Annotated in this window: 15 protein-coding genes; 7 read left to right on the plus strand and 8 right to left on the minus strand. The window is 42.3% G+C overall.

What is annotated here, in order from left to right; genetic code table 11:
* Positions 1-238: 238 nt before the first annotated feature.
* Positions 239-2,515 (plus strand): glycosyltransferase family 4 protein, encoded by a 2,277-nt coding sequence (locus PQ469_RS05260; RefSeq protein ID WP_274212000.1) that lies wholly within the window; start codon positions 239-241, stop codon positions 2,513-2,515.
* Entirely contained in the window at positions 2,516-3,523 is a 1,008-nt protein-coding gene (locus PQ469_RS05265) for a glycosyltransferase family 4 protein (protein WP_274212001.1), read from the plus strand.
* An 85-nt stretch (positions 3,524-3,608) separates the two neighbouring features.
* Here PQ469_RS05265 and PQ469_RS05270 read toward each other — a convergent pair whose 3' ends face one another.
* Positions 3,609-4,010: a hypothetical protein gene (locus PQ469_RS05270; RefSeq protein WP_274212002.1), complete on the minus strand. Its 402-nt coding sequence runs from the start codon at positions 4,008-4,010 to the stop codon at positions 3,609-3,611.
* Between the two features lie 407 nt (positions 4,011-4,417).
* Between PQ469_RS05270 and PQ469_RS05275 the strand changes: the two genes are divergently transcribed.
* Positions 4,418-5,317 (plus strand): hypothetical protein, encoded by a 900-nt coding sequence (locus PQ469_RS05275; RefSeq protein WP_274212003.1) that lies wholly within the window; start codon positions 4,418-4,420, stop codon positions 5,315-5,317.
* A 9-nt stretch (positions 5,318-5,326) separates the two neighbouring features.
* On the opposite strand, the gene PQ469_RS05280 is transcribed toward PQ469_RS05275, so the two are convergent.
* Both PQ469_RS05280 and PQ469_RS05285 read right to left on the minus strand, forming a co-directional pair.
* Positions 5,327-6,187: an alpha-1,2-fucosyltransferase gene (locus PQ469_RS05280; protein ID WP_274212004.1), complete on the minus strand. Its 861-nt coding sequence runs from the start codon at positions 6,185-6,187 to the stop codon at positions 5,327-5,329.
* 61 nt (positions 6,188-6,248) lie between these two features.
* On the minus strand, positions 6,249-7,718 hold the full coding sequence (locus PQ469_RS05285) for a glycoside hydrolase family 130 protein (RefSeq protein ID WP_274212005.1): 1,470 nt from the start codon (positions 7,716-7,718) through the stop codon (positions 6,249-6,251).
* 183 nt (positions 7,719-7,901) lie between these two features.
* Here PQ469_RS05285 and PQ469_RS05290 point away from each other — a divergent pair, with 183 nt between their 5' ends.
* Both PQ469_RS05290 and PQ469_RS05295 read left to right on the plus strand, forming a co-directional pair.
* A complete protein-coding gene (locus tag PQ469_RS05290) occupies positions 7,902-8,579 on the plus strand; it encodes a response regulator transcription factor (RefSeq protein ID WP_090651318.1) in 678 nt (225 codons plus the stop codon).
* Positions 8,580-8,590: 11 nt separating this feature from the next.
* A complete protein-coding gene (locus PQ469_RS05295) occupies positions 8,591-9,931 on the plus strand; it encodes a sensor histidine kinase (protein WP_274212006.1) in 1,341 nt (446 codons plus the stop codon).
* On the opposite strand, the gene PQ469_RS05300 is transcribed toward PQ469_RS05295, so the two are convergent.
* The 5 genes from PQ469_RS05300 to dnaE form a co-directional block, all read right to left on the minus strand.
* Positions 9,932-10,852 (minus strand): DUF58 domain-containing protein, encoded by a 921-nt coding sequence (locus PQ469_RS05300; RefSeq protein ID WP_274212007.1) that lies wholly within the window; start codon positions 10,850-10,852, stop codon positions 9,932-9,934. It lies immediately after the preceding gene.
* Between the two features lie 107 nt (positions 10,853-10,959).
* Positions 10,960-11,280 (minus strand): thioredoxin, encoded by a 321-nt coding sequence (gene trxA / locus PQ469_RS05305; protein WP_090651316.1) that lies wholly within the window; start codon positions 11,278-11,280, stop codon positions 10,960-10,962.
* A 168-nt stretch (positions 11,281-11,448) separates the two neighbouring features.
* Entirely contained in the window at positions 11,449-11,748 is a 300-nt protein-coding gene (locus PQ469_RS05310; protein WP_274212008.1) for a type II toxin-antitoxin system RelE/ParE family toxin, read from the minus strand.
* Positions 11,748-11,984, minus strand: coding sequence for an addiction module protein (locus PQ469_RS05315; protein ID WP_090651314.1), 237 nt, complete (start codon positions 11,982-11,984; stop codon positions 11,748-11,750). Before PQ469_RS05315 ends, PQ469_RS05310 begins: the two co-directional genes overlap by 1 nt.
* A gap of 58 nt (positions 11,985-12,042) precedes the next feature.
* Positions 12,043-15,627 carry a DNA polymerase III subunit alpha gene (dnaE, locus tag PQ469_RS05320; protein ID WP_274212009.1) on the minus strand — a complete coding sequence of 1,195 codons (3,585 nt, stop codon included), beginning with the start codon at positions 15,625-15,627 and terminating at the stop codon, positions 12,043-12,045.
* A 282-nt stretch (positions 15,628-15,909) separates the two neighbouring features.
* Here dnaE and PQ469_RS05325 point away from each other — a divergent pair, with 282 nt between their 5' ends.
* Both PQ469_RS05325 and tamL read left to right on the plus strand, forming a co-directional pair.
* Complete coding sequence (locus tag PQ469_RS05325; RefSeq protein ID WP_274212010.1) at positions 15,910-21,084, plus strand: translocation/assembly module TamB domain-containing protein; 5,175 nt, start codon at positions 15,910-15,912, stop codon at positions 21,082-21,084.
* A 4-nt stretch (positions 21,085-21,088) separates the two neighbouring features.
* The gene (gene tamL / locus PQ469_RS05330; protein ID WP_274212011.1) at positions 21,089-23,374 is read left to right on the plus strand and encodes a translocation and assembly module lipoprotein TamL; all 2,286 of its coding nucleotides are present in this window, start codon (positions 21,089-21,091) and stop codon (positions 23,372-23,374) included.
* Positions 23,375-23,472: the final 98 nt, after the last annotated feature.

Consider the following 23,472-nt stretch of genomic DNA (forward strand, 5'->3'; position numbering starts at 1 on the left):
GGTGCTGTTATGTAACTTTTACGGTATCTGTATTAAATAATATCTCATAATATTTATTTTTAGTTAAACTGGTATGGTTTATGCAACTATCACATAACCGTAGTAGAAAGTGTCTTAGTGGCCTTTAATCAGAAGAATTTGCATACAAATGCACTTTTTTGTGGTCGTTTGACTAAACAAGTGCCTCCATATTGCTGTTTACTTATACAACTACGGGTTTTAATATTTCTATCGAATTATGAAAATCGCTTATATATCAACTTACCCGCCCCGCGAGTGCGGCTTAGCCACATTCAATTACAATTTAATGTGCGCTATCAGTGCTAATTATCCTGAACGCAAATCATTATTGCAAGGTGGTTTTGTAGTAGCGCTTAATGACTCTGAAGACCTGCATGAGTACGAATACCCGGATGAAGTAAAATATGTTATTCGCCAAAACCATCAAAAGGACTATATCCGCGCGGCCAATTACATTAACACCAGTGCCGCTGATGTTTGTATTATGGAACATGAATTTGGTATTTATGGTGGCGAGAGCGGTATTTACATATTGCCATTGATAAACAGGCTGGAAAAACCACTGATATCAATATTACACACTATATTAAAAGACCCCAGCTACGTGCAGCGCATTATCATCCGCGAAATTGCAGAACAATCATCAAAGATTATCGTGATGAGCCAGCGTGCGGTGGAATTTTTAACCACTATTTATGAAATTCCTGCTGATAAGATCCAGATTATAGAGCACGGTGTACCTGATGTTGAAGCTTCTGAAGAAAATTCCGTAAAAACGTTAAGCTCGTTTAAAAATCACCAGGTGATGCTTACTTTCGGACTGATCAGCCGTAATAAGGGATTGGAAACCGTAGTTAGAGCTTTGCCCAAAATTGTTGAAAAGCATCCCGACGTAATGTATGTTGTATTAGGTAACACTCACCCGGGCGTTATAAAAAATTCGGGAGAGGAGTACCGCGATCACCTGAAATCGTTGGCTGCGCAACTGGGGGTATCTAAAAACCTATCGTTCATTAATAAATTTGTATCTGAACAGGAGCTGGTGGATTACCTTACGGCCTGCGATATTTACGTAACCCCCTACCTTAACGAGGCTCAAATTACCAGTGGTACCTTATCTTATGCCGTTGGCGCGGGTGCCGCAGTTGTTTCAACACCTTACTGGCATGCTACTGAATTGTTGGCAGATGGCCGCGGCAGACTGTTCGACTTTAAAAATTCTGATGCCCTTGCCGATACGGTAATTGAACTGCTTGATCAAGACAGGGTTTTAAAGGAATTGAAAGAAAATGCCTACCAATACGGCCTGCACCTGCGATGGCCGGTAGTTGGGGGCGAATTTATAAAAGCTGCCAAGGAGGCTATTTTACGGTTTGATTTTAGTGATAAGATATTAAAAAACAGCATTGTTGACCCCGAGGTATTACCAAAATTCAGCCTGACACATGTTTTGCGGCTAACTGACGATACGGGGATTGTTCAACACGCCAAATATGGCATTCCTAATTTAAAAGAGGGTTACTGCCTGGATGATAACGCCCGCGCGCTTATCATGGCCCTGATGGCTTACCAGCGCAGCGGAAGCAAGGAGGCCTTTGAACTGTTGCCCATTTACCTCAGCTATATTCATTATATGCAAACTGATGACGGTAACTTCCGTAACTTTTTGAGTTTTGACAGGCGTTACCTGGATGAGGTTGGTTCTGAGGATTCATTTGGGCGAACCATCTGGTCGTTAGGGCATTTGATTGGGTGCGCTGCCAGTAACTCATACAGGGAGTTTGCCTTAGAGATTTTTCACAAATCGGTACCCCATTTTGCTGCTTTAAAACATCTAAGGGGCATAGCAAACACAATTATAGGTATTAGCCTTTACCTGCAGGCTGTACCTACCGATGACGGCATGATCAGGATTTTAAATGATTTAACCCAACCACTGATCGATGCATTTGAAAAAACACAATCGGATGACTGGCAATGGTTTGAAGATAAGATGACTTATGACAACGCGATACTTCCCCTGGCCTTATTACACTCCTGCGAAATAACCGGGAACGAGGATGCCAAACGGATTGCCCTGGCTTCGATGGCGTTTTTAGATAAGCTGACTTTATCAAATGGTTATTTAAGCCCTGTGGGCAACGATGGCTGGTACCACCGTGGCGGCACTTTCCCAATGTTCGATCAGCAGGCTATCGAAACCATGGCTATGGTATTGATGCATTTTCAGGCTTACCACATTTTCAGGGTGCCACAGTATGTGGAGAAAATGTTTCTGTGCTACAAATGGTTCCTGGGCGAAAATACCCTGCGTGCCCCGCTTTACGACCACGAAACCAAAGGTTGTTGCGATGGCTTGTTGCCTGGCGGCATTAACCGCAACCAGGGCGCCGAAAGCACGCTGGCTTACCTGATTTCGCATTTGACGGTATTGAAGGCTTTTGAGCTGGAATACGAGTACAATAAATACGGTCAGAAACTGGAGATCTGCTAAATGAAGGTAGCTGTTTTAGCCCCCGTAGCCTGGCGTACACCACCCCGGCATTACGGTCCGTGGGAACAAATTGCATCTAACATTGCCGAAGGCCTGGTACAACTGGGTATTGAGGTAACGCTCTTTGCTACCGGCGATTCGACAACCACCGGTAAACTGGATGCAATTTGTGCAACCGGCTACGAGGAAGACCGGAGCCAGGATGCCAAAGTGTTGGAATGTTTGCACATTAGTAACCTGATGGAGAAAGCAGCTGAGTTTGATATTATTCATAATAATTTCGATTTTTTGCCGCTCACTTATTCCGGGCTCATTAAAACGCCTGTTATCACCACTATACATGGTTTTTCGTCGCAGAAGATTATCCCGGTTTATAAAAAATATAACGACAGGGGGTATTATGTATCCATCAGTAATTCAGATCGCAGCCCCCAGCTGGATTACCTGGCTACTGTTTACAACGGTTTGGATACCCGCGATTTTGAGTTTTATAAACAGCCGGAAGATTACCTTTTGTACTTTGGCCGCATCCATCCCGATAAAGGCACTGCCGAAGCCATTGATATAGCCCAAAAAAGTAAACGGAAGCTGTTAATTGCAGGTATTATCCAGGATGGGAATTACTACCGTGAACGAGTTGAACCTTTTTTATCAGATCAAATAAAATATATTGGCCATGCCGGACCCGATGAGCGGAAAAAATTGTTAGGCAACGCTATTGCCTTGCTACACCCCATCAGGTTTAATGAACCTTTTGGTATGAGCGTAGCCGAAGCCATGCTTTGCGGAACGCCTGTAATAGCCTTTAACAAGGGATCGATGCCGGAATTGATTAAAGATGCCCAAACCGGATTTTTGGTAGATAGTGTTGATGAGGCTGTTGAGGCTGTGGGCAGGTTAGCCGAAATTAACAGAATTAATTGCTGTAACTGGGCGGTTTCGCAATTTTCGAGAGATAAAATGGTTGAAGACTATTTAAAACTATATAAGAAGATACTGGATAGATAACTGAGAGTAATCACATAAAGAAGCCTATGCGGTACTTTAAGCACCACACAACACCGAAAAGGCATCAGCTTCTTGCCCGAAGCTATCAGCCGGCATCCCTTATCAATTCGTTTTCCTGGGAAGAATTGCCTGGCTCCGGCTGATTTGCATAATCACTTAGCGGTCTTATTTTGGTTTCGCCAAGCAGCGGGTAAGTGTTCTCAGTAACTTCTTCCTGCTGTTGTGGTAAAACCTCGTTTGCGCGGGCATAGCTATAGCCTAACCTTTTGTTTTCTTCCTCAATAAAATTAAACAAATCGCCAAGGCACGAATAAACCGACTGTAAATATTTATAGTTGGTTGACGTAAGGCTTTTGCCTACATCTTCGGGGCCTTTGCCCGGCTCACAAAAATTAAGTTTGGTAATAATACCATTAATCAGCTCAACTTCAAATTTGCCCTCATTGTGCCAGGTTAAGCTGTTTTTTATTTCTCTGAAATGATCCATGGCTTTATAAGTTTTTTATCATATAATAATTTGTAACGTTCATTATACCAATTAAATATACTAAATTATTTATATTCAATGGACATGCCAGACTCCTTTTTTTTCAAATCTTTTTAATAACCTGTTGTATTAATTCGCAACGGCTCTTTTTGCATATGAACCACAGAGAAACAGGAATGGAGCGCCAAATAATTCGCTTATTATTTAGGACGGTTTGTCGTTTATTGGAGGCCAATAAAATGACGAACAAGCAGATTTATGGGGCAGTTTATACAGCTTCAATAAACATTTTATAAAAATGCCCTGGCGGTAGTGCAGAGAAACTTAGGAAGTTTCAAAAACTTAATAAGTTTGGCGGACACCTGAATTAATTATTTTCATAACTTGCTGTTAATTAACCTGCAGCAATGGCAAAGCATAAATTAGGTAACCCGGTATTTATAGCCGCGGTTTTGTTGCTAATTGTAAACGATTGGTACTTTAAACAAACGTTTCATAACGATTTAACCGGCAAACTTTCTGATTTTGCCGGCTTGTTTGCGTTGCCATTTTTGTTGAGTGCTTTATTTCCGCGGAAAATAAAGCTGGTTTACTTTTTTACATTACTGTTTTTTATAGTTTGGAAATCGCCTTTAATGCAGCCTGTTATCAATACATTAAATGGTGCCGGCGTGCCAATTCACCGCACAATTGATTATACCGATTATATAGCACTGCTCATTTTGCCTGTGTCTTTTTATCAGTTTAACAAGCAGGCAGAATATCACTTCAAACCGGTAATCCTTAATATGTTGATGGTATGTTCTTTAGTATCTTTCATAGCTACCACCATGCCTCCGGGTACTTATATGAGGTTTAATAATATCAATAAAGTATACACCTTCAATTTTTCTAAGCGTGAACTGGTTTCCAGGATTAATGCCCTGCAACTTAATTACGTTCATGATTTTAATAAATACGTTCAGGACAATAATAAACACAGTTACGGCGCGCTTTACAAAGATACTGCAAGGGTTGATTTTGACAGCAGGAGCAATATTTTCTATTACAGTTCGTCGTTGATCAAAAACAAAAGAGATACGTTGGCCATGCTTATTGATTATGAACGGGTAAAAAATGCGGATACCATAGTTTTAAAAACGATGTATGCCAGCCTGAACATCAGCGGTAACAATAATACATCGCAGCTAAAGCTCCTGAATTTAACTAATTACGTACGTAAATCAGAAAAGGGTGATCACAAAGAAATTGCTGTCAGGATTTTTGAAAAGTTTACTCTTAAAAAAATCAGCACCAGTTGGCGATAGCGTTTATTGCTAATCAAAAAACTCCTTAAAAGAATTGATCGTTATCTTTTCGTTGGCCGACTCGATGTAATAAGCAGGTACGGTATTGTACAAGGATGCCCAGGCTGTAAACGTGCTTGGCGGGCCAAAAATATAGTTGCATTCGGCAAGTAAATATAAATCTACAATTGCCGGCCGTTCGGCAACTACAGTTTTAAAACCGCTAAACTCGTTGGTACCCAGTTTTTCCTGCGAACATATCATAAACACACATTGTCTCGCTCCGAAAAGCTGTTCTGTTTCCCGCATTTTGTTAATATATACCTCGTTGCTGTAAAACCATTTGCCACCGTTAAAATCAATGTAATCGCCACGCCTGATGTGTACGCCAATCAGGATATCGCCCATGTTTCGTGCACGGTTAACTTCCTGTTGTATTGCATCCCTGAATTCCTGTTTGGGCGAAAATAGATTTTTAATTTGCGGCAGGTATTTTTTAAAATTAACGTAATCGCGGTAAACCCAGCCTTCGGGTATCACAACCTGGTGCTGTGCCAATTTAACAAATTCGGGATTGTTGATATCGTATTGCGAAAGCCTCTGATCATTTTCGGCGATTGAATGAAAGATAATACCCGGCAGTTTAATCCTGAGTTTTAAAACAAGCGCATGAAGCTTATCTAAAATTTTATTTAACGCTTTTTGCTTTATTCCCGGCCTTGTAAACGTTACAGTAAGCGCGTCATCACCGGCAGGGGTAAACCAGTTGTAATACTCCGGGAAACATGTTACAAGCAATGGATAACTGTAAGCCTTACTGTTGGCTATAAAGTATGACAGAAAGTGCAGCCTGTTGGCCAGCTGGCCATTTATCCGTTTAATAATAACCACCTAATAACGCTTTATTTAAGTGGTTAAATTAATATTATTTAAGCTGATAACAAAAGCGGCATTATTCGCTTTGATCGTTCTTCAATTTATCTAATAACTCCTGCAAGCAAACCTCTGCAAACGCGGTTGATGAATCGGATACGCCATAAGGTATTATCAGTTTTTCATTATGAATTATCGCCCCGCATGAATATAGCACATTGGGCACATAGCCCTCGCGCTCGTCACTGTTGGGGATAAGCAAGGGCTCGCGCAGACGGCCAATTTCGATGGCAGGGTCGTCCAGTTTTAATAAGCTGGCACCCAGTACATAGCGGCGCATGGGGCCTACACCGTGGGTTATCATCAGCCAGCCATCTTTGGTTTCAATCGGCGATCCGCAGTTGCCTATCTGTACAAACTCCCAGCTAAAGCGGGGTTGTTGCAATATAATTGGTTTTTCCCAAATATTAATTTTATCGGCGTACATGATATAATTATTACAACCATCAATACGCGAAATCATTACAAACTTGCCATTCACCTTACGCGGAAACAATGCCAGGTTTTTATTTTGGGCCCCCGCACCATATAATGGCATTATTTTAAAATTATAAAAATCGGTGGTTTGTAACAGTTTTGGCATAATAAGCGCCCCGTCATATGCCGTATAAGTTGCATAATAAACCGAAGTATCGTCGTCGTTTCTGAACTGTACAAAACGGGCATCCTCAATACCTTTGCGCTCATACTCCGATATTGGGAATATTACCCTGTCGGAGATATCTGTATCCAGCGAAAAAACTATTTCGTAGTACGAGTCGGCCAGCCACAATACTTTGTCGTACTCCAGTTTCTTCATATCGCTTTCCTGCAGTTTTTGCGAATCGATAATGATGCGGCGCAGGTTGGCGTATTCAAAATGGTGATCCAGCTTGGATTCCAGTTCGTGTAAAATATCAATATTGATCTGCGTGACGGCGGCTTTATCAAAAAATAGCTTTTTATTGTATACCGCGTTCCTTACAATTTCGGCTTCGTCAATATAACTGCCGGCAGGTAAAATGGTGATGTTGTTATATTTATCTATCATCCCTCTGCGAAAGGTAATGGACGAGATATGCCCTTCGCCCACGGCCCTGAAACTAATAATTACCCTGCGCTGCCCATCTTCCAACTCGGTTTGGTCGGGATCTTCCACGATAGACGGATTGAAAAAAGCAGCCGATTCAATAGAATACTCATGGGTAAAATAGGAGCCTATAAGCAGCTTGCGGTTAATAGTTAATGTATCGTAATCGATATTTAACTCTAAAAAAAGCGGCTTTAATTTGCTGCAGTGCCGGTTTAAAACCCTGGTTATATTACGGTGCCGTTTGGAGTATTCCTGCAATAGCGGCGACACAATGCCGAAGGCTACCTCTTCGCTTATTTGCATAACGCGTTCAATTACTTCTTTTGCACGATCGTTCCCATTGAAAAAAAATCTGGCAATAACGCGTTTAGGATCGGGGTTAACTCTTATTGGTTTTCGTTCGATGGAAAGTCTCATATATACAATAGTAGTATTTATTTGGTAACACCATTAAGCAGAAATTGATTTAGCTATTTTTTAAAAAGAGAATCAAGGGTTAAGAATTAAAACAAATTTTCATTGATAGGCCTGAATGTAAATTTTTTGTCTTGATTCCTGATTCTTGGCTCTTGACTCTAAAATCTCGTAACTTGCACACTTATGAATGTTTTGATTGTTGAAGACGAAAAGGGCTTAGCCCTTGAGGTTGACGAATTTTTAAGTCACGAAGGGTTCACTGTTGAGCACGCCCGCACTAAAAAATCGGCCGAAGAAAAGATCTTTGTTAATAATTACGATTTTATCCTGCTTGATCTCGGACTGCCCGATGGCGACGGTTTCGACCTGTTAAAAATGCTGAAAGGGCTTGACAAGCGCGATGATGCTGTTATTATCCTAACCGCCCGTGGGGCGGTTGACGACAGGGTATCGGGCCTGGAGCAAGGCGCAGACGATTACCTGGCCAAACCGTTCTCATTAAACGAGTTGCTGGCCCGGATGCACGCCATAACCCGACGAAAACATAGGCTGGAGAGTAACGACATTAATATAAAAGGCCTTAAAATAAATATTCAAAACCGCACGGTAATGTTTAACGATGAACGTATAAACCTCACCAAAAAGGAATTTGAGATTTTGAATTATTTAGTGCTCAATAAAAACAGGGTGATATCCCGTACCAATCTTACCGAACATGTTTGGGGCGATGTACTTGAAATAAACAGCGACTCGAATTTTGTTGATGTACACGTAAAAAACCTGCGCAAAAAGCTGTCGCAATACATCTCTATCGATTGGTTTGAGACGGTACGGAGTATAGGTTACCGCGTGAATATTTAAACAAACCGCCAATGAAACTGCAGGTAAAACTGGCCCTGTATAATACTTTAACCAAGGTAGCTATCATCCTGTTTACAGGGTTGTTCATCCTGTTATCTATCGAGAAGATCTCTTATAACCATATTGAATTGCGGCTGCAGAATGATAAGCGGGAAATATTAAGAAGCCTGTCATCCAAAGAAATCAGCGGATATCTGAGCACTCAAAAAATTTATACCGATTATAACATTCTTAAGGAGGAGTTTATCTCTATTAAGCCTGTGAAATATGAACCCGTATTGGCCCCCAACGGCGGATTTACCACTGAGCGACGCGAAATAGACCGCAATATGCAGGATTACCGGGTGTTATCGCACCGTTTTAATCTTAAAAACCATACTTACATGCTGGAGGTTGGGGTGGCCATTGAATCGGTTGAGGAATTAAAATCCATCATTAAAAAATTCACCATTGTGGTGTTGATTATAGCATTGGTTTTAACCCTGTTAAGCGACCTTGTGTTCACCAAATTCCTGCTGGCGCCTTTTTACCAGATCATCGACCGGAAATTGATTAAGGTGAACGATCCGATGAATTTTGATTATGGAAAAATAAAGACCACTACGCAGGATTTTGAATTGCTGGATGACAGTATCAGTTCGCTTATGAAAAAGATCTCGAACCTTTTCATCCTCGAAAAACAATTTATTGCCAATGTATCGCATGAATTGCTTACGCCGATATCCATTATCAGTTCAAGGCTGGAGAATATTTTATTGCATGAGGAATTAAGTGAGGGCAGCGAAAATAAAATGCATGCCTCGTTAAAAACGCTTAACAGGCTTAAGTCTATCATCAATAGTTTGTTACTAATATCGAAAGTTGAAAACAACCAGTATGATAAAGCGGATATGGTAATGATTGCGGCCATAGTTATGGAAATACGGGAGGAACTGGAAGATCGTATTGAAGAAAAGCAGTTGAAGTTTACCAATAATCTCAAATACATTTATACCATACAGGGCAACCGGCCGCTTATGCATACGTTGCTGTTTAATTTAATTAATAACGCTATAAAGTATAATAATGCAGGCGGGCTGATAAGTATTAATGATGAACTGAAGGACGGTATCTACAAAATTATTATTTCTGATACAGGTACTGGTATGGACAAAAAGCAAATTGAAAATGCCTTCAACCGTTTCGAAAAACTGGATACGGACGAAAAGGAAAGTTACGGCTTAGGTTTGGCTATAGTTAAAAGTATAACCAGTTTCCATGATATCAAGGTTCAAATAAATTCGATAAAAGGGGAGGGCACTACGGTTACACTTGTCTTTAACACACCTAATCCTAATTTAATAACCAATTAACTACACCATTTTATTTCTTTTAGCCAGGTAAGTTTTTAGCATGTTATCATAGCCTTCATTAATATCAACATCAACCAGGTCAATATGGTATTGGGCACATTTAAGCTCAAGTTGGTGCCGATATTCGGTTAAGGCTGCTTTGTAGGCATCCCGTACTTTGCCGGGGTGCACCTTTACTTCGGCACCGCTTTCTATATCGATAAAATGATGTGGGCGGTTATCAAAGTTAAAGTCTACTTCTTTTTGCTTATCGCTAACGTTAAAAATAATTACTTCGTGTTTGCTGAACTTCAGGTGCTGAACTGCCGCGAACAAGGCTTGCACCTTATCGGGGTTAAGGCTATTTTCCAGCATATCGCTAAAAATAATGACCATGGATCGCTGATGAATCTCGTTGGCAACATGGTGCAATACCTGTGTTATGTTGGTAACTGTATTGGCTTTGGGATTATTATAAGCCTTCTCCAGTTCGGCGTATAAATGAAACAGGTGTGTTGTAGTTGATTTTGCCGAACTCAGCCAATCTACCTTGTCCGAAAAAAGGCAGAGCCCAAACGCATCTCTTTGTTTTTTAAACAAATGCATTAATGATGCAATGGCATAGATAGAAAACTGCAGCTTGCTGGTCCCTTTTTCGGGGAAGTTCATGGACGACGACGTATCCAGCAGCAGGTAGCAGCGCAGGTTGGTTTCTTCCTCAAATTGTTTTACAAACAGTTTATCGGTACGGGCCAGCAACTTCCAATCGATGTTTTTTACCGATTCGCCGTTGTTGTATAAGCGATGCTCGGCAAACTCGACCGAAAAGCCATGGAAAGGGCTTTGATGCAGGCCGGTTATAAAACCTTCAACTACCTGCCGGGCCAACAGTTCAAGGTTGGCTAACTGCCGTATTTGCTGATCGTCGTTTAATTTGGGCATAGGGCTAATATAGGGCATAAAAAAAGCGTTGCCAACATTAGCAACGCTTTTTAAAGTAAAATATGGTTGATTAAGTTATTAATAAACTTAATTTATGCCTGTACGGATTAAGCTAATTGCTTAGCTAATTTATCAGTTAATACTGATTTTGGAACTGCACCAATTTGTTTATCCACTATTTCGCCATTTTTAAAGAACAATAAAGCAGGGATATTACGGATACCGAATTTTACAGATATACCTGGGTTGTTGTCGACATCAACTTTACCAACAACAGCTCTGCCTTCGTATTCTTTTGCAATATCTTCAACTACCGGACCAACCATCCTACACGGACCGCACCATTCAGCCCAAAAGTCAATAAGTACGGGTTTGTCTGATTTCAGGACAAGTTCGTCAAAGTTTGCATCAGTTATTTCTAAAGCCATGATTTCTATTTTTTAAATTTTGTTGTACAAATATATACTATTCAAATAGCTTGCCACAAACCACACCTGACAATGTGACAATTATATTGATATAAGTTATCCACTTAACGCTGGCGTGACTGTAAGTTTTTAACAAGAGATCAAATCAAAATAGTTATTGGCAACTGATTATGCTCCGTATTTTTTTCCCGGCCGCCTGCTTGTGTGAAAAATAGCATAAATAAATATCACATTGTTTTGAGGGTAAACCTTGTAAATAATTAAAAAAGGAAAATTATCTATTGTAGCCTCACGTAAGTTTTTGTTTTTATTGGGATATAACAGTGGATATTTACTAATGCGGTTTAATTTTCTTTCTACAGCCGTCTCAAAACGACTTCCCAATCCGGCCAATTGCTCTTCGTACCACAAATAGGCTTCAAGATATTCAACTTGCGCTTTAGGCAAATATTCAATATCGTATTCCACTATGATCGATGATTTCTCGCCCGCTTCTTAACTTCTTCCCAAGATATACCCTGTACCTTTCCGCTTTCATAATCATCTACACGAGCATTTATCTCGTTCAAAAAGTCTTCGTCTTCCCACAGATCAATATCCATCTTAATCTCACTTTCCACCATAGTATATATTGCCCTCACTTTTTTATCTTCAGCGAAGCGAATATACTCCTGTAGTCTTTCTCTGATTACTTCCGTTTCCATAATAACGATTATGTTGTCAATCAAATTTAACTTATTAATTCAAATATTACAAGAGCCCTTACCCCAACAAAGGCTGCGTATTCGTAATGTTAAATATCCCCTCAATCAAATCATCGCTTGGGTTTACTTTAAAATTTTTGGATGATAGCTCCACATGCATGGCCTCTTCGCGGTTATTGATCTTGAAGCGTAGTTTGCAGTTTTTTACCGGGTATTTTTGGTTATTCTCGTCGATGATGTGTTGTATATCGTCAAGTAATTTACTGCTGAGCATGCTCACATCTATACAAACTGTTAATGATTTGGTGAGCTTATCGCGCATTTCGGACAGTAAATCCATCACCAGGATGCGCAGATCCCAGTTATCCTTTTGGCGGAATTTTTCTTCAATGGTGCCTTTGATATGTAAAAAATAACCATCCATCATCATGTTACGGAATTTCACATAATCATCGCCAAACAAGGCAAACTCGTACGATTCATTGTAGTCCTCCAACACGAAGGTGCCAAAGGGTTTACCGGTTTTGGTTATTTTATGCTGAACACTGCTTACCAGCCCGCCTATCCGGATTTCGCCGCGTTTACGTAACTCGTTAAAGGCACCCATGATCTCTTCGCCACCTTCGCCCGAGCGTGCTTTTTGCATCAGTTTCAAATCGCTGATGGTGCTGTTGCAAAAGCGGTCCAGTTCTACCTTATAGTTATCCAGCGGGTGGCCGGTGAGGTAAATTCCGATCACCGTTTTTTCGTATTTCAGCTTCTCTATCAATGGCCATTCTTCAGCCTCGGGCATGGCCGGTTCAGGTACATATGATGCTACCGAGCCACCAAATAGCGATGATTGTGAGCTGCTTTGCACATTCTGGTAATCATTGGCGTATTTGGTAAGGCGTTCAATACCAGTTAATACACCAACATCTGTTTTTGCAAAAAACTGGGCGCGGTTATAGCCAAACTCGTCAAAGGCGCCGCCGTAAACCAGGTTCTCGTATGATTTTCGGTTTACACTGCGGGTATTCGACCGGCGGGCAAAATCATAAACAGATACGTAAGGTCCGTTGGCAGCCCGTTCCTCAATAATACTTTCAACCGCTTTATCTCCCACACCTTTAACGCCGGTTAATCCAAAGCGTACCTGGCCTTTTTTGTTCACAGCAAACGCCATGTCCGACTCATTGATATCCGGGCCTAACACCTCTACACCCATCCTGCGGCACTCCTCCATAAAAAAGGTAATCTTTTCCATGTTGTTCTGGTTGTTTAAAACCGCTGCCATGTACTCGGATGGATAGTGTGCCTTTAAATAAGCCGTTTGATAGGCCACAAAGGCATAACAGGTAGAGTGCGATTTATTGAAGGCGTACTGCGCAAAAGCCTTCCAGTCGGTCCATATTTTAGTCAGTTTATCTTTGGGGTGGCCTTTGGCCATGGCACCATCCATAAACTGGGCTTCCATCTTATTAAGTACCTCAATTTGTTTTTTACCCATCGCTTTACGCAAAACATCGGCATCGCCTTTACTAAAGCCGGCCAGTTTTTGCGATAAAAGCATCACCTGCTCCTGGTACACGGTAATACCATAAGTTTCGCCCAGGTATTCCTCCATGTCGGGTAAATCGAACACGATAGGTTCGCGGCCGTGTTTACGGCTGATAAAGTTTGGTATATACTCAATTGGTCCCGGGCGGTACAGGGCGTTCATGGCAATTAAATCTTCAAACTTATCGGGCTTAAGCTCGCGCAGGTACATTTGCATGCCGTCACTTTCAAACTGGAAAGTACCATTGGTGTCGCCACGCTGGTAAAGCTCATAAGTTTGCAAATCATCAAGCGGTATATAATCAATATCGATGTGTACACCATGATTTTGTTTGATCATCCGTAGCGCATCTTTAATAATGGTCAGGGTTTTCAGGCCCAAAAAGTCCATCTTAATTACACCTGCATCTTCAATTACACGGCCATCATATTGGGTAACCAGCAGGTCGGAGTCTTTGGCAACGGCAACGGGTACAATATCTGTTAAATCATAAGGGGCGATGATGATGCCCGCCGCGTGTACGCCAGTGTTACGCACCGAGCCTTCCAGCTTGGCTGCCTCGCGCAGCACCTGGCTGCGCAGGTCGTTGCCGTTTAATATTTCTTTAAGTTCGGGTACCTGTTCAATGGCATCTTTAAGGGTAATGCCAAGGGTATCGGGCACCAGCTTTTTAATTAAGTTCATTTCGGATAGCGGCATATCCAATACACGCCCCACATCCTGGATACTGGTACGGGCAGCCATCGAGCCGTAAGTGATGATCTGTGCTACCTGGTTTTTGCCATACTTATCTACCACGTAATCAATAACCTTCTGGCGGCCTGCATCGTCAAAGTCCGTATCAATATCGGGCATCGATTTACGGTCGGGGTTCAGGAACCTCTCGAACAGGAGGTTGTACTTCATCGGGTCGATGTTGGTGATCCCGGTACAATACGCTACTACCGATCCGGCGGCCGAACCACGGCCCGGACCTATAAATACGCCCATATCCCGGCCTGCTTTTATAAAGTCGGCCACAATCAAAAAGTAGCCGGCAAAGCCCATCGTTCTGATGGTGAACAACTCAAAGTTAATGCGCTCCTCAGTTTCGGGCGATATATCAATGTAACGTTCCTTGGCACCCATAAAGGTAAGGTGCTTCAGGTATTCCCACTGGTTCAGCGTATCGGCATCACCGGTATTGTGAATTTTAAACTCTTCGGGTATTACGTAATTGGGTAACAGGATATCCCGTTTAAGCTTTAAAACTTCCACCTTGTCCACAATCTCGTTGGTGTTATCCAATGATTCGGGTAGGTCGCTAAACAGGTGGCTCATTTCCTGCTGGGTTTTAAAATAAAACTGATCGTTAGGGAACCCAAACCGATAGCCACGGCCACCCTCTTCGTCGGTAGCTATCGGGGTGCTTTGCATATCGCCGGTGTTTACGCAAAGCAAAATATCATGAGCGTTGGAGTCCTGCTGATCTACGTAATGCGAATCGTTGGAACAAATTACCTTTACATTATACTTTTTGGCGTACTCCAGCAACACTTTGTTTACGGTGTTTTGGTCGGGGATATCATGGCGCTGCAGTTCGATGTAATAATCTTCGCCAAACAAATCAAGCCACCATTTAAACTCGGTTTCTGCGGCTTCGGGGGTATCCCTTAATATAGCCTGGGGCACCGATGCGCCAATGCAGCAGGTGGTGGCAATGATGCCTTTATGATGTTTTAAAATCAGCTCTTTATCAATACGGGGCCATTTGCTATACAGGCCTTCCATGTAACCGTATGAACATAGCTTAACCAGGTTTTTATAACCTTCGGGGTTTTTGGCCAGCATCAGCTGGTGGCGACGGATGTCTTTTTTCTCCTTGGTAAAAGTTTTCTTATGCCGATCATCAACCACATAAAACTCGCAGCCCACAATGGGTTTTACGTTGTGTTTGCCAGCCTCGGCCACAAATTTAAATACACCAAACATGTTTCCATGATCGGTAATGGCCAGGGCTTTCATCCCGTCAGCTGCGGCCTTTTTGTACAGTTTAGAGATGTCGGCGGCACCATCAAGTAATGAGAACTGGGTATGAACGTGTAAGTGAGAAAAATCTGGCATAGTAAATCCGTTTCAACAAAATCTGTAGAAATACAAAGTTATTAAAAAACAAGTTCGCTGGGTTGAGTGTTGAAAAAACAAAAGCCCCTCCCAACCCTTCCCGGAAGGGAGGGCTTCTAACGCATTTCATTAAAGTCTCCCCTACCGGGGGAGATTATTAGTGTTGTTTTTTTTAAAAGGAACTAATGAAGGCTTCGCCGTTTAGAGGGGGCCGGGCTGACTTTAGCACATTATTTGACTATATTAAGCGCATCGATCTTCACCTTTGAAAAATTAATACAATTGAAAAAAATACTACGAATAACCCTCAAAACGATACTTTGGATACTGGTGAGTGTAGTTTTACTGGTTATTCTTGTAGTTATTTTGATACAGGTGCCTGCCGTACAAAATTTTGCAAAAGATAAAGCGGTAACTTTTTTGCAAAACAAAATCCATACTAAAGTTAAAATTGGCCACATCAGCCTCGGCCTTCCCAAGCTGCTGGTGTTGGAAGATGTATACTTTGAAGACCAGAAGAAAGACACCCTTATAGCAGGCGAAAAATTAAAGGTTGATATCAGCATGCTTAAGCTGCTGCACAACCAGGTAGAGGTTAACGAAATTAACCTGCAAGGTATCACAGCCAACATAAACCGTGGCGCCGACAGCGTTTTTAATTTCGATTACATTATCAAGGCTTTCGCAGGCGAACAAAAAAAGGAAGTTACGCCTGAGGATACAACCTCGACCATGAAATTTTCTGTTGATAAGGTGAACCTGGACAGGATTAATGTAAAATATAAGGATTTAACTACAGGCAACGATGTGAGCTTCCTCCTCGGCCATTTTGATACCCGGATAAAGGATTTTGATATGGATAAAATGAAGTTTACCATACCTAAAATTACTTTGTCGGGCGTAAATGCACGTATCATTCAAACACCGGCAGGATCATCAATAGCACAGGCAGCCAAAGTTGATACCGCGGTGCAGCCCCTGAACCTGGATTTGAGTTTAGGCCAGATAGATCTGTCTAAAATAAAAGTTGATTACCAAAGCAGCGAAATGACAGCCAATATTAACCTCAACAAGCTGTTGGTTAATATGGATAAGATAGACCTGAAACATCAAAAGGTGGGTATTAAGGATATCGAATTGAATGATACCAAAGCTGCCCTAAGCTTTGCCAAACCTCAAACGGTTGCAAAAGCTATTGTTAAAACTGCCAAAAAGCTGGATACCCTTGTGGCCGCTCCGCAATCGTCGCGGTGGGCCGTTACGCTGGGTAAAATCAGCTTAAATAACAATAATGTTAAGTTTGATAATAACGCGCAAAAGGCTATTGCCAAAGGCCTGGATTATGCCCACATGGACATTAGCGATCTGAATGTTGAAGCAGAGAATATTGCCTATACATCGGATACTATCTCTGGTAAAATAAACGACTTTTCTTTCGCCGAAAAAAGCGGATTGAAGATCAATAAATTCCATACCGCGTTCTTTTATGGGCCAACCAACGCCTACATGAATGATTTGTTATTGCAAACACCACAAACCACACTGCAAAAGTCGGTGCAGGTGCGGTACCCTTCTATCGCTGCTATCAGTAAAAACATTGGCTCGTTAGGTATTAATGCCGATTTGAATGGCAGCCGCCTGGGATTAAAAGATGTGTTATTGCTGATGCCAACAATGGCTGCTATGGAACCATTTAAATCATCGCCGGGGGCAGTATTTAAAATAAACGGCAAAGTAAGGGGGCAGGTAAATAACCTGGATATCCCCAGCCTGGATATTGCCGGCCTAAGTAACACCCGCATTAAGGCATCGGCAAAGCTTAAAGGCCTGCCCGATATCAACAAGGCTTATTTTGATGTTACTATAAACGATTTTAACACCAGCAGTGCCGATATTGCCAAACTGGCACCGGCAGGCAGCATCCCGGCAAACATAACCATCCCCGAAAATATGAACCTTAAAGGGAACTTTAAGGGGGGGATGTATACTTTTAACACCAAACTTGGTTTGAGATCGAGCCTTGGTGCCGCGGATGTTATTGCGTCGGTAAAAAACTTACAAAACAAGCAAAAGGCGAGTTATAAGGCCAATATTAAAGTTAACGAGCTAAACGTAGGCGCGCTTACCAAACAACCACAAACCGTAGGTAAAATTACTTTAACCGCTAATGTGGATGGTTATGGCCTTGACCCTAAAACGGCCAATATTAAGTTTGATGGTAACCTGGCCAATGCGTACGTAAAAGGTTATACCTATAAAAACCTGGCCTTGAAAGGCAGTTCGCACAATGGGGCTTACACCGCTGTAGCCCGGATGAAGGACCCTAATATTGATTTTAGCCTGGATGCCAAAGCCAATCTGAATAAAAAATATCCTTCGGCTTCGGGCACGTTAACCGTTGACAGCATCAACCTTAAGAAACTTAATTTTACAACGGGCGAAATGCGCTTTCATGGCAAGATAGTGGCTGATGTACCAACCGCCGATCCTGATTACCTGAACGCCGATGTTGAGGCTACCGATTTGCTGGTGGTTAACGGAACCCAACGCATAAAATTGGATACCATAAGCCTTATATCTACCGCTAATGCCGATAGCAGCACCCTGCGCTTGACAACGCCCGTATTGAGTGCCCACATGGCCGGTAAATACAAGCTAACCCAGGTTGGCGATGCTGTGCAGGATGTAATTAATAAATACTTTAACACCGCCATTGCAGGTGGGCAGCAGGTCGCCGTTACCAAAAAGGATGCAAAAGGTAAATTGGTTAAAACACGCAAAGTTAAACCTGCCGTAGCCGCCAAATATTCGCCGCAGCAATTTGTGTTTGATGCTAAACTGGTTAAAACACCTTTGCTTACCCAGTTTGCCCCCGATTTAAAACAACTTGACCCGGTACTGTTAAAAGGTAGTTTTAATAGCGATAGCGGCGAACTGATTGTAAACGGATCGATACCAAAAGTGGTTTACGGTACCAATACCATTAACAAGGGAAGCCTAAAAATAAATACAGGCAACAATGCGCTTAATTATAATCTATCTGTAGATGAAGTTAAAGTTGGCTCGTCGGTTGATCTGTTGTATACCAGCCTATCTGGCAGCGCCCAAAACAATAAGCTGGGCGTAAGCTTACAGGTAAAGGATGTTGCAAAAAAAGAGCGTTTTCGTGTAGCAGGCGCCTTGAGTGTTTTGCCGGATGAATACCGGTTTAGCTTTAACCAGGATGGCCTGCTGCTGGATTATATGCCCTGGGCGGTTAATGCCGATAACTTTTTGCAATATGGGCCGAAAGGAATATTAGCCCATAATTTTACTATAACCAACAATAACCAGGTGCTTAGTATTAATAGCAAAACGCAGGAAATGAATGCGCCGGTTGATGTTAAGTTCAGCAATTTTAAAATAGAGGGCCTTGCCAAGATGGCCAAACAGGATAGCCTGCAGGTAGGGGGCGTTATTAACGGAGATGCGGAGATTAGTAATTTCCAGGCTTCGCCGGTATTTACTGCAGCAATCAACATTAACGATTTTAATTTTAAAGGAGATACCGTAGGTAATATTGCCTTAAAGGTAAATAACCAAACGGCCGATGCTTATGCCGCCAATGTGGATATTACGGGCAAAGGGAACCAGGTTAAATTAGATGGCATTTACTATACCAATCCGGAAAGTAAGTTTGATCTTAACCTGAACATTGTAACCTTAAACATGAAAAGCATCGAAGGTTTTGCATTTGGTAGTATCCGCAACGCATCCGGTATCATCAGCGGTCAGTTAAAAATATCAGGAACAACTACAGCTCCGTCAATTCGCGGCGATGTTAATTTTAACAAAGTGGGTTTTAATGTTGCTATGCTCAACTCCTATTTTACTATGCCTAAGGAGAGCATTACTTTTAATGACCAGGGTATCCGCTTTAATGATTTTACACTGGTTGATTCAACCGGGAACAAGGCTATTGTTACCGGCAGCGTGTACACCAAAACCTATACCGACTTTGCGTTCGGCCTGGATATCAACTCAACCAACTTCAGGGCTGTAAACTCTACGCAGGCAGATAATAAGCTGTTTTACGGAAAGCTTTACGTTGACAGCCGCATCACAATTCGCGGTAATATGATAAAGCCCGTGGTTGATGCCACCCTTACCGTAAACCCCAAAACGGATATGACCTTTGTGCTGCCAACTACCGATCCGGGTATTGAGGACAGGGCGGGCGTAGTTGAAGCTATTGATCAAAATGCGCCGAAGCTGGATTCGATACTGTTGGCCAGGCAGCTGGATTCGCTCAAAAAAGCGGATGTAAAAGGGCTGGATGTATCGGCCAATATAAAAATAGATAAGGACGCAGCTTTCACTATTGTGGTTGACGAACGCAATGGCGATATAGTGCATTTGAAGGGCGAAGCCAATTTAAACGGTGGTATTGACCCGAGTGGGAAAATAAATTTAACAGGTACTTATGTGGTTAATTCGGGTTCATACAACCTGGCTTATGCTACTGTAAAGCGCACCTTCCAGTTTAAAAAGGGCAGCACTATTGTGTGGACAGGTGACCCCACCAGCGCCAACATCGATTTGACCGCGGTATATGTAGCAAACGTGCCCCCGATAGACCTGGTAGAAAACCAACTATCAGCAAATGATAATTCGGTGATGTATAAGCAGAAGCTGCCATTTAATGTTAACCTGAGCCTTAAAAACCAGCTGTTAACGCCAGATATCAGCTTTGATATTGTGTTGCCCGAGGGTAATTACACGGTATCATCAGATGTAGTAAACAACGTTAATACGCGGCTTGCCCAGGTAAGGCAGGACCCTAACGAGCTTAATAAACAAGTATTGGGTGTACTGGTGCTGGGCCACTTTATTGGGGATAACCCACTGCAAAGCCAGGGTGGCGGTGGTGGCGTTGAAGGTGCCATCCGCAATAGCGTGAGCAGCTTGTTATCAGACCAGCTGAATAAATTGGCCGGGAGCCTGATCTCGGGCGTTGACCTGAATTTTGGATTAACATCGGGCGAGGATTATTCATCAGGTACGGCAACAAACCGTACCGATTTAAACGTTGGCCTATCCAAACGTTTCCTGAACGACAGGCTCACGGTATCCGTAGGTAATAATTTTAACCTTGAAGGCGCACAGCAGGGGCAAAAAGCCACCAACATTGCCGGTGATGTTTCGGTGGGTTATAAACTGAGCAAGGATGGCCGTTATGCGTTACGCGCCTACCGTAAGGACGAATTTATTGTGATACAGGGCCAGGTTATTGAAACAGGTTTGGGCTTTACGCTAACCGTAGATTATAACCGCTTCAGGGAAATCTTCCGTAAGCGTACCGAGGAAGAAAAAGAACTACGCCGCAAATATAAGCAGGAACAAAAGGAAAAAGATAAAGCCAAAGAGGCGGCCGACAAAGCAGCCGCCGAAAAAGCACAAAATACACCTACAAGCTAAGCCCATGAGCAAACATTTAAGATATATATTGATATTAACTGTTTTACTAAACGCCTGTAGTAATACAAAATACCTTGCGCCTGGTCAAAAATTGTATACGGGTAGCGAGGTTAAAATTGCCGATAAAGATTCGATCAGCAAAAGTGACCGGGACTTAATTACCGACGATTTAACATCGTTGCTAAGACCTTATCCTAATGGATCTGTTTTAGGACTGAGGGTAAAACTATATATCTACAACATCACCAAAACAAAAAAAACAAAAGGCCTTGCACATTGGCTTAATACCAAATTTGGCGAGCCGCCGGTTTTGATAAGCGCGGTAGATGTCGATAAAAATGGCAGCATACTCCAAAACCGTATGCAAAATATAAGCTATTTTCAGGCGCAGGTTAATGGTGATACGGTTAGCAAAGGCAAAACAGCTAAGGCAGTGTACACCGTGTATGCAGGCCCTTCTTATAAGATCAGGAAAGTGGGATTTCCTAAAGAAGGCGAGGATGCCGATACGGCCATTGCCGGAACGGCCGCCAAAACATTGTTGAAACCGGGCGATAAGTTTAACCTTGATGTTATAAAAAACGAGCGCCTGCGGATTGACGCGAAATTGAAAGAGGAGGGTTTTTTCTTTTTTTCGCCCGATGATATTATTGTAAGGTATGATAGTACAGTTGCTAATCACCAGGTTGACTTGTTTGTTAAAATAAAAAACAGCACCGTTGAACGGGCTAAGGAGGTTTACACCATCCGGAATATTTATGTGTATCCCAATTATTCGTTAACAGATACTTCGCTGATGCTCGACAAAGCAAAACATTACCGCTGGTATAACATAGTAGAAAGACGAAAAACCATCAGCAGCTTTGCATTTGCCAATACGGTATTGCTGCATCCTAATGATGTTTACAGCCGGACGGTTCATAATAACTCCCTGAACAGGTTTGTAAACCTGGGGCCTTATAAATTTGTAAAAAACAGGTTTGAAGATGTAACCCCCGATTCGCCTAAGCTGGATGTGTATTATTTTTTAACGCCGTACAAGCGTAAATCATTACAATTTGAGATCCTGGGCCGCACTACATCTGCCAATTATACCGGTACCCAGGTAAACCTGAGCTGGAAACACCGGAACGCCTTTATGGGGGCCGAGGCGTTGGGCGTTACACTTTTTGGTAGCTCTGATGTACAGGTAGGAGGGGGCAACAATGGTTTTAACGTATACCAGTTTGGTATTCAAACCACTTTGTCGTGGCCGCGATTTATTAGCCCTATTGAGCCCCGGGCCGATAATGCCTATATACCGCATACCAATTTAACTTTGGGCTATACCATTGTTAACAGGCAAAAGCTTTATAACCTAAATTCATACAATGCCACATTTGGCTACAACTGGAAAGAAAACGCGCATCGGACCCATGAATTGAATGTATTGAATTTTACATTTGTAAACCCCTTGAGTGTATCCCAGCTATACCTTGATAGCATAAGCGGTGTGAAGCATCCCGGAGTATTGCCAAACCCGGCTTTAAAGCATGTTATTGATAAGCAATTGATATTGGGGCCAAGCTATAGTTATACCTATACCAACACCACCGACGACTATCGAACCAACACCATGTACTATAACGGAAAGGTAAGTTTATCCAATAATTTGTACGGATTAATTACCGGTGCCGATACAACTGCAGGTAAAGTGCGTAAGGTATTCGGTGCCACTTTTAATCAGTATGTAAAATTTGAAAACGAAATTCGATATTTTCATAAAACGGCGCCCAGTAGTACCATAGCATCCAGGGTTATTGTTGGTGTAGGGTTGCCCTACGGTAACTCCACCCAACTTCCTTACAGTCAGCAGTTTTTCATAGGCGGGCCTAATAGTTTGCGGGGTTTCCAGGCCAGGTCAATTGGTCCGGGTCACTTTAACCTAACAGCAACCGTGGCGCAGAACAATTTCTTCCCCGATGAATCTGGCGATATTAAGCTTGAAGCCAACATTGAGTACCGGCCAAAACTATTCAGTATTGTTCGCGGCGCATTGTTTGCCGATGCCGGTAATATCTGGCTGCTCAATTCAAACAGAGGCCAGCCTGGTGGGGCTTTTGGTAAGAAATTTATTAATGATATAGCGGTTGATGTTGGCTTTGGTTTGCGCTTTGATATTACGGTACTGGTATTGCGTACAGACCTGGGCGTGCCGCTCCGCACCCCATACGTTCGCCCCGGCGAGCCCCAATGGAACCTTGACTGGCACAGGAGCGTATTTAACCTGGCAATAGGATATCCTTTTTAATTATTGAATTATTGATTTACTGAATTATTGAGTTAAGGGTAGTTGAAAACCTACTAATTCAGTTATCAATAATTATAATCTGCATATTTGCACATCTG

The organism is Mucilaginibacter sp. KACC 22773, assembly GCF_028736215.1.
Taxonomy (GTDB): domain Bacteria; phylum Bacteroidota; class Bacteroidia; order Sphingobacteriales; family Sphingobacteriaceae; genus Mucilaginibacter.